Source organism: Roseovarius sp. MBR-154 (assembly GCF_053628595.1).
The window spans coordinates 1-4,475 of record NZ_JBRJGR010000050.1; the positions used below are offsets into that span (position 1 = coordinate 1).

General features: G+C 60.0%; 3 protein-coding genes and 1 pseudogene. All 4 read right to left on the reverse strand.

The genetic code is table 11. The annotated features are described in order from the left end of the window. Window positions 1-93: 93 nt before the first annotated feature. Window positions 94-1,084 (reverse strand): annotated as a pseudogene (locus tag ACSSV4_RS22870) (IS3 family transposase); the annotation flags it as partial. Between the two features lie 84 nt (window positions 1,085-1,168). After that, a complete protein-coding gene (locus tag ACSSV4_RS22875) occupies window positions 1,169-1,552 on the reverse strand; it encodes a nucleotidyltransferase domain-containing protein (protein ID WP_454277292.1) in 384 nt (127 codons plus the stop codon). 84 nt (window positions 1,553-1,636) lie between these two features. Continuing rightward, on the reverse strand, window positions 1,637-3,199 hold the full coding sequence (locus ACSSV4_RS22880) for a 3'-5' exonuclease (protein WP_454277293.1): 1,563 nt from the start codon (window positions 3,197-3,199) through the stop codon (window positions 1,637-1,639). Window positions 3,200-3,231: 32 nt separating this feature from the next. After that, window positions 3,232-4,191 (reverse strand): hypothetical protein, encoded by a 960-nt coding sequence (locus ACSSV4_RS22885; protein ID WP_454277294.1) that lies wholly within the window; start codon window positions 4,189-4,191, stop codon window positions 3,232-3,234. Between the last annotated feature and the right edge of the window lie 284 nt (window positions 4,192-4,475).

The following is a 4,475-nucleotide window of genomic DNA, read 5'->3' on the forward strand; positions in this document are numbered from 1 at the left end:
TGGCTGAGAAAAGACAAAACCCAACCCGATCAGCAGGTGCAAAGAGTAGCTTAATTTACGCCAGATCCTGTCCAACCGATGGGGAGTAGCTCAGTCCCAGACGCTGCCCGCCCGGCTCATCGAGCAGCTGATGCCGTTGCCGAGAAGCAGGCGTTGGAACTGCTCGCTGGTGTATTGCGACCCTTGGTCCGAGTGGTGGAGCAGCGCGTCGGCCTTGCCGCGGCGCCAGACGGCCATCATGAGCGCATCCATGACCAGTGAGGCGTCTCGGTCTGCTTTCATCGACCAACCGACGACGCGCCGGGAGAAGAGGTCGAGCACGACCGAGACGTAGAGCCAGCCCTCGGCGGTCCAGATGTAGGTGAAGTCGGCCAGCCACTTCTGGTTCGGCAGGTCCGCCACAAAGTCGCGGTCGAGGATGTTGTCAGCGATGACGGACCGTTCGCCGTCGTCCTTGGGCTTTCCACGTCGCTTCGGCCGCGCCCTCATTGCATTCTGGCGCATCAGCCGTTCGATCCGGTGCAGCCCGAAGGCAAGCCGGCCCTCGAGCACGTCCCGCCAGACACGGCGGGCGCCATAGGTGCGATCGCTGGCTTTGAAGCTCTTGTCGATCTCCACGACGAGCGTCGCGTCGTAGCTCGCCCGCGCGCTGATGGGTCGCCTGAGCCAGGCATGGAAGCCCGACCGGGACACGCCCAGAACGTCGCACATCCAGCTCACTGGCCAGATATGCCGATGCTTCGCAACGAACGCGAACGTCATGTCGCTTCCCGCGCGAAAAAGGCGCTCGCCATTGTGCTCGAACCAATGGCGCACATGGCTCATCCTTTTCTAGGATGTCACGCTCCGCCTTGAGCTTGGCGACCTCTTTCTTAAGGGCCGCGATCTCGGCCAGATCAACGCGCTGCTGGCCATTGCCAGGGAACGCCGTGGCTGGCGCCGCCGTCACTTTACGCATCCACCGCCGCAGCACGCTCTCTGCCAGTTCCAGATCCCGGCATGCTTGGGCCACCGTCACGCCCCGCTCGGTCACCAGCCTCACTGCCTCGATCTTGAACTCGCGGCTGAACTTCCGTCTCGTCATATCCACTCTCCAATTCCATGGTCACGATCTTATCTTCGTGTCCACGAAACCGGCAGCAGGCCATTTCGGGATGTTCTGGCTCTGTCATAAGCTGGCCACGTCTATTGGATCTGTTGGAATCTCGCTGGTGTCATCCAGTCGGACGCCCTCACGGTTTACGATACAGGCGAGCGTGGTCACACTGTCAAAAGCTTCCCGGAACTCGGTAAGTCGGGCAACCAAAAGGTCGGCGTGCAATCCGGACTGTCGGCGCAGATTGTAAACGGTCATGGGATCATCAGCGTTATCGGGCGCATCGCCAGGCAGAACGGCAAGCACGTCAAAATCGCTGTTGGCATGGTGATCGCCCCGGGCGCGGCTCCCAAAAAGCCAGTCTTCAACTGCGCCAAGCTCAGTCTCACAGAGCTTTACAAGCCGATCAAGATCCGGGTGCTCCTTGCGGAGTCTGCCGCCCTCGGGACCCATCATCATTCCTTTCGCGCAAGATCTACTTGAGATCGCTGCAGTTTCCGGGGCAGTTGTCTGTGACCATCAACAACTCTTGCGTTGGCGTCAGGCTCGCTGAACCGTGACTTTGTAATTATACAATCCGAGCTGCTCCACCAAGACAGTATCGCCGGCAGCGGCTTGCGTTCTTGCAAAGAATTCGCGGACCCATCCCCGTTTCCGGAAGAACTTTTTATCTCCATCGAGATCGGTGACAGCAGTGCAGCCTCCACCCCACTCCACCGTGATTGTTTGTCGGGCGGCTGTTGCTGCATTCGATCCGCCTATAACCTCCTTCGGAAAGGCGTTGACGAACTCGCGCAGATAGATGTGGTTGTTCTTGATGTTGCCGACAGTGAGTGTCGTCTTCCCAGTAACCCGCGCTGCGCGAACTTGCGCTGTGTGGTTTTCGGTCGCGATGCCCGACCCGCCTTCGGTGGGGTGGCAGATTGCCCCCTCTACCTCCTCGATGACGTCAAAGGCATCATCTTCCAAGCCCAAGGCGGTCACGGTGACAGGGCTGCCGGTGGCGGCGTGCAGAACGACCTCTGCGGCTGCACGGGCGTCCTCGCCCGCGTCGTGATGCGCGAATGACAGGCCCAGGTGAACCTTCAAGGACGCGAGCCCGTGCCCGCCGTTGCCTTTCAGCTCTGGCCAGGCCCTTCGGGCGACCTGAACGCTGTCCTGCCAGTCCCACACGGGTTCTGGAATTCCATGTGCCCTGCATGCCGCCGTTATGGCGCTGCGGTCGAAGCCGGAGTGCTGATAGACCACCCGCCCTTGGAGCGCGTCAGAGAGCACCGGAAGAACCTCGTGAAACCGGGGCGCACCTCGCACCGTCTTTGCGTTGATCTTGTGCAGATAGGTGAAGGCCCAGTGATCCACCTCGGGATCTACATATGTCGCCCAGGTCTCGATCGTGTTGTCCGGACGAACACAAGCAATGCCGATCTGGCAGATGCTTGCCCGGTCATGGTTTGCCGTCTCGACATCGAGCGCGAAAAACCGGAACGGGCCGTCTGGAAAGGGCGGCATTACGCTGTCATGGGATATTTTCCGGGGGGCGGGCATAATGGAGCCTGATGAGGCCGCATCATATCGCTGTTTCTGACGTTCGAGGGCGGCAAGTTCCGATCTGCCGTATCCAAGGCTGGTGATGGTCCTGTCTACCAGCTCCACCGGCTCTTGATAAACCACGGTGGCGCGGCGGTTCCATGCAACGGCCTCCGAGGGCGCAAGCTCGATCACGGCCCGCTCTAGCCCGGCAATGTCAGCGTCATCGGGCAGGGGCACCCAGATTGCCCGGCAATATTCAGCTATGAAGGCGTTGCGGAGCGCCTTTGCAATGTCGCCATCGGCGCGCGTTGCAGGGTCGTTCCGCATCCGCCACATGCGCCCGGTATTATACATGCGGGAGAAATAATGGCTGCTGTTCTCCGATCCGGTGCGGTGCCGCCGATGGATACGCTCATAGAAGGTTTGCGACGTGGAAACTGTTGAGCCGATATACCGCAGGGAACCGTGGTGATCCACGAGACCATAGACCCCACGGCTGTCCTTCGGGGCAAGGGCTGTCTGTTCGGGCATTGCCTCAAGGAGGCGGGAGAGAATCTTTTCGGGGGTCGGCATGATTTTAGATCCTGTGTTCATGGCGAAGTTTCTTACTGCTGCCGCTCGACACGCTGCCAGGCGATGCCACTGACAATACCCCAATGCCCCTTGTCGTTAGGGCGTCTCCAGCGGGGCACCGGCATGGCATTAAGGGCCGACAATGCCTCGGTGAAGGTGCTGAAATTCTGCTCTTCGCCCTTGGCGCCGACCTGGAACACGCCGCTCCGGACAAGGCCGGGATTGAAGATGGATCCGTCGCGCGCCACCGGCACGAAGATCATCCGGTCCGGATCAACCGGCACTACAGGCTCGTGATCATCGGACGCGATCTGCTCGTCTTCAGCCCAAATGGAGTTCAGGAAGCCCTTTCTCTTCTGCAGCCAGGTCAGCGCGCTCATCGCGATGATGCCACCCTCAGGGCCGCGTTCAAGAGCTCCTTCCGATCCGGACAGCAGGTTGCGGACACGCCCTTCCGAAATCGATCCGAAGACCGACATGGAATGAACGTCGACCTCTCCACGACCGGTGTCGAGAGCGTGGCGTGAAGAGGCAAGGTTCGCGATCCTGACGATGGCGTTTCCTTCAGCGCCGAACGCGCGCACATCCGTCCGGGCGGCAAAGGCCGCGACCTCTCCCACAAGAGCGGCAATCCATTCTGCGCGACCCTCAAGCGGGATAATCTCAGGCGTCACACCATACATCCCGTAGAGCAGCGCATCCTCAAGGCGACCTGAAATCGGCCAGACAGAGCCTGCGGCGAAGATATCATCGACCACGTCACGCCACGTTTCAGCAGTCGGGTAGCCCTGATCTGCAACCAGCTGGACAAGCTGACGCAATGGCGCGGCGGCTGTCTCTTCACCTACAACGCCTTCGACGTGCTCAAGCGCTTGGATCAGCATCTCGGCGATCCACTGGGCGTAGTCCCAATAGTGATGGTCGTCCCCATACTGGAACTGCATCTCGATACAGGCCTCGCGCCGTGCCTCTGCAGTTGTCATGTCAGTCATGTGCATATCTCCAAATTCAGCGATGCAGGCGACGGATGGCGCTTCTGACATTCTGAATGTTACGGTGATCGGACGGCGTCATCGCCGCGATTATGAAACCCACGTCGAAATGAAGCCGACAATGACGGCGCGACACTTCGATTGAGCGGAGCGGGTAGCCCTCTGCCCGACAGAGCGCTTCATAATCTCTAACAGGCTGCTGAAGAAGTCAGCCTTGAAGGACGTTATTCTTCCCCCACGGTTTGAAGGTGGCTCTTTGCGACTGCGGACGCCGGGTCGGGTTT